Below are 3,991 nucleotides of genomic sequence, written 5' to 3'. Positions count from 1 at the left end.
GGCTGGGCGCGCTGGTCGCGGCCTTCGCGCTCAGCCCCGCCATGGCCTATGCAGGCTTCGTCATCATGGGCCTCGGCGCTTCGGTGATCGCGCCCACCGCCTTCTCGATGGTGGGACAGGCCGCCCGCCCCGAGGCCCGGGCGCGCGCGGTGGCCCGCGCGACGTTCCTCGGCTACCTCGGCTATTTCTTCGGCCCGCCGACGCTGGGCTTCCTCGCCGCGGCCTTCGGCCTGCGCGCGGCCTTCGCCTTCGCGGCTCTGGCGCTCCTGTCGGTCCTCGTCCTCGCCCCGCTCATGGCCCGGCGCGGCTGAAGGCTCAGGCCCAGCGGCCCTCGAAATCCTCGGGCACCAGCAGGTTGTGCGGCCCCAGCGCCTTCACATCCTTCTCGCCGCAGAGCGCCATCGAGATGTCGAGCTCCTTCCAGATCACCTCGAGCGCGCGCCGCACGCCCGCCTCGCCCATGGCACCCAGCCCGTAGATGTAGGAGCGGCCGATGAAGGTGCCCTTCGCGCCCATCGCCAGCGCCTTCAGCACATCCTGCCCCGAGCGGATGCCGCCATCCATGTGGATCTCGACCTGATCGCCCACCGCCCGCACGATCGGCGGCAGCATGCGGATCGAGGACAAAGCCCCGTCCAGCTGGCGCCCGCCATGGTTCGAGACGATGATCGCATCGGCGCCGAAGTCGGCGGCGCGGCGCGCATCCTCCTCGTCGAGAATGCCCTTCAGGATCAGCTTGCCGCCCCATTTGTCGCGCAGCCGGGCGATCTTGCCCCAGTCGAGCTGCGGATCGAACTGCTCGGCCGTCCAGCTCGCAAGGCTCGACGTGTCGCCCACGCCCTTGGCATGGCCCACGATGTTGCCGAAGCTGCGGCGCTGGGTCTTCAGCATCTCGAGCCCCCAGCCCCATTTGGTCGCGAGGTCGAGCATCACCGGCAGCGTCATCTTCGGCGGCGCCGAGAGGCCGTTCCTCAGATCCTTGTGGCGCTGGCCGAGGATCTGCAGGTCGAGCGTCAGCACCAGCGCCGAGCAGCCCGCCTTCTTCACCCGCTCGAGCATCCCGTCGACGAATTCCTCGTCCTTCATCACATAGAGCTGGAACCAGAAGGGTTTCGTCGTGGCCGCGGCCACATCCTCGACCGAGCAGATCGACATGGTGGAGAGCGTGTAGGGCACGCCGAAGGCCTCGGCCGCGCGCGCCGCCTTGATCTCGCCATCGGCGCATTGCATCCCGGTCATGCCCACCGGCGCGAGCGCCACCGGCATGGCCACCGGCTCGCCGATCATCTCGGACCGGGTCGAGCGGCCGAGCATGTCCACCGCGACCTTCTGCCGGAGGCGGATCTTCTGGAAATCCGAGCAATTGTCGCGGAAGGTCTGCTCGGTGTAGCTGCCCGACTCGCAATAGTCGAAGAACATGCGGGGCGCCCGCCGGCGGTGCATCCGCTTCAGGTCCTCGATGCAGGTGATGACGGGCATGGCGGTCTCCGGGCTGGAACTGGTCATGTTTCCTTACCGGTCCAGCGAGGCCAGATCAACCGGGAGCGGGATCGAGGCGGCTTTCCCCGATCGGCGTCCGGCGGCGGCCCCGCCGGGGCGGCGTGCGCTGCCGCAGGGCGGAAGGCAGGGCCGGGCGCGCAGACCCCGCGCGGCCCCGGCAGCGACAGCCTCGAACGGGATCGGAAGGGCCGGGACCATCCCCGCGCAGGAACAATGCTGAAGAGGCCGGTGCCCTTGGGGGTCAGCGCCCGGGGCTATCCCCGCGCCGAAACGGCGTCGCCCGGTCCGGCCGGTCCGTGGCAACGCCGCCTGCGGGGGTTCGATGCCCCCGCGGGCGGCACCCCCGGCCGGTCAGTCCCGGCCGATCACCCCCGGCCGGTCAGTCCCGGCTTCCGAGCCGGGCCGCCAGCGCCGCCACGAGGTCGGTGCGGGTCACGATCCCGACCAGCCGGTCCTCCTCCACCACCGGGATCGCATCCATCCGCCCCTCGCCGAGAATCGGCAGAAGAGCGCCCGCCCGGGTCTCGGGCTCCACCCGCGGCACCTCGCGCTCCATCACATCGGCCGCCTCGGCCCCGGCCGGAGCGCCGATCAGATGGATCTGGAAGATCAGCCCCACCATCCGCGCGCCCTCCGTCACCGGCACCGAGGTGAAGCGGTGCTGGCGGAAGATCTGCGCCACCTCGGTCACGGGCGTCTCGGGCGCGACGGTCACCAGATCGCGCGCCATCAGGTCCGCGCAGCGGATGGCGCCCAGCCTTTGGCCCGCCGCCTGCTGCTCGGCCGCGGCGATCAGGCGCGAGAGATCCTCGGGCCCGAGGTTCGCCTGCTGCCGGTTCGCCCGCAGGATGGCCTCCAGCTCCTCGGCACCAAGCCCGAGCCGTTGCGGGGCGGGGCGGTCGCGGGTGCCGAAGCGGTTCGGCCCGTGCGGCTGGCGCATCGGATAGACCCGCCCCGTCAGCCGCGCATAGAGGAAGGCCAGCAGCACCAGCGCCGCGGTCCCGAGCCCCACGGGGGCCAGCGCGAAGTGATAGCCGAGCTCGCGCGTGGCATCGGGATTGAGCGCCGCCGTCATCGCCACCGCCGCCCCGGGCGGGTGGAGCGCGCGCAGCCCCATCATCGCAAGGATCGCCGCCCCCACCGCCAGCGCAAGGCCCAGGACCGGCCCGGGCACCAGATGCAGCACCGCCACCGCCGCGAGCGCCGAGGCCACATTGCCCACCAGCACCGACCAGGGCTGCGCGAGCGGGCTGTTCGGCATCGCGAAGAGCAGCGCCGCCGAGGCGGCGAGCGGACCGACCAGATAGAAGCCATGGGCGAGATCGATATGGGGCGGCAGCACGAAGGCCGCGAGCAGACCCAGCGCCAGCGCCACCCCGGCCGAGGCGCGCACCGCCTCGCGCGGGGGAATGGCCGGAATTGCCGGCCCGAGCGCCCTTGCCAGCCGCGCCAGCCGGCTGTCGTCCGCCTCGCCCGTCACATGCCTCTCCCGTCCCGCACAGTCCCGCTTCGGGCCCGTTCCGGCCCCGCTCCGGGCCCGGCCCTCCTCAGGCCGCGTGGGCGCCCGCCGCGAGCGACGCCACCCGGTCCAGCACCTCGGCCACCGGCCGGCCCTCGCTCACGAGCTTCACGATCGCCGAGCCCACCACGCAGCCGTCGGCGATGCCCGCGATGTCCTGCGCGGCCTCGGGGGTGGTGATGCCGAAGCCCACGATGACCGGCAGATCCGTCGCAGCCTTGATGCGCGCCACTTCGGGCGCCACGTCCACCGCCTTCGCGGCCGCCGCGCCGGTGATGCCGGTGATCGAGACGTAGTAGACGAAGCCCGAGGTGTTCTGCAGCACCTTGGGCAGGCGGCGGCTGTCGGTGGTGGGGGTCGCGAGCCGGATGAAGTTCAGCCCCGCCGCCTGCGCGGGCAGGCAGAGCTCGCCATCCTCCTCGGGCGGCAGGTCCACGACGATCAGCCCGTCGATCCCGGCCTCCGTCGCCTCGGCGAGGAAGGGCGCGACGCCGCGCGCATAGATCGGATTGTAGTAACCCATCAGCACGATGGGCGTCTCGGCATTCTCCGCGCGGAAGGCACGCACCATCTCGAGCGTCCTGCTCAGCGTCTGGCCGCCCTCGAGGGCGCGCTGGCCGGCCGTCTGGATCGTCGGGCCGTCGGCCATCGGATCGGTGAAGGGCATGCCCAGCTCGATGATGTCCACGCCCGCCTGCGGCAGGCCCCGCATCACGGCAAGCGACGTCTCGACATCGGGATCGCCCGCCATGATATAGGCCACGAAGGCCTTCTTCCCCTCGGCCCGAAGCCGCCGGAAGGTGTCGTCGATCCGCGTCATTGCCCTGCCCTCTCCGTGTCGGTTGCCGGTTTGCGTCAGCGGCGCGGGAAAATCAATGGGCGGAAGGCCCCGCACCCCGCTCCACGGTGCGGGCGAGGCGGCGGAAGCACCCCTGCCCCGCGCCCAATCCGCGGATCCGGCCCGCGACGGGG

The 3,991-nt window shown here is 72.0% G+C and carries 4 protein-coding genes; 1 reads left to right on the top strand and 3 read right to left on the bottom strand.

Annotated elements, in window-relative coordinates:
• Positions 1–311 (top strand): MFS transporter (locus A9O63_RS18240; RefSeq protein WP_141703121.1); only part of this gene is annotated, 311 nt, incomplete at its 5' end.
• A 4-nt stretch (positions 312–315) separates the two neighbouring features.
• Here A9O63_RS18240 and A9O63_RS18235 read toward each other — a convergent pair.
• From A9O63_RS18235 to trpA, 3 genes are all read right to left on the bottom strand, one after another.
• Positions 316–1,479 carry an alpha-hydroxy acid oxidase gene (locus A9O63_RS18235; protein ID WP_069333191.1) on the bottom strand — a complete coding sequence of 388 codons (1,164 nt, stop codon included), beginning with the start codon at positions 1,477–1,479 and terminating at the stop codon, positions 316–318.
• Positions 1,480–1,879: 400 nt separating this feature from the next.
• Entirely contained in the window at positions 1,880–2,980 is a 1,101-nt protein-coding gene (locus A9O63_RS18230) for an HPP family protein (RefSeq protein ID WP_069333190.1), read from the bottom strand.
• A gap of 67 nt (positions 2,981–3,047) precedes the next feature.
• Complete coding sequence (gene trpA, locus A9O63_RS18225) at positions 3,048–3,839, bottom strand: tryptophan synthase subunit alpha (protein WP_069333189.1); 792 nt, start codon at positions 3,837–3,839, stop codon at positions 3,048–3,050.
• Positions 3,840–3,991 lie beyond the last annotated feature (152 nt).

This window comes from Cereibacter johrii (assembly GCF_001720585.1).
In the GTDB taxonomy this organism is placed as follows: Bacteria; Pseudomonadota; Alphaproteobacteria; order Rhodobacterales; family Rhodobacteraceae; genus Cereibacter_A; species Cereibacter_A johrii.
This window is presented reverse-complemented; position numbering and strand designations above follow the sequence as displayed.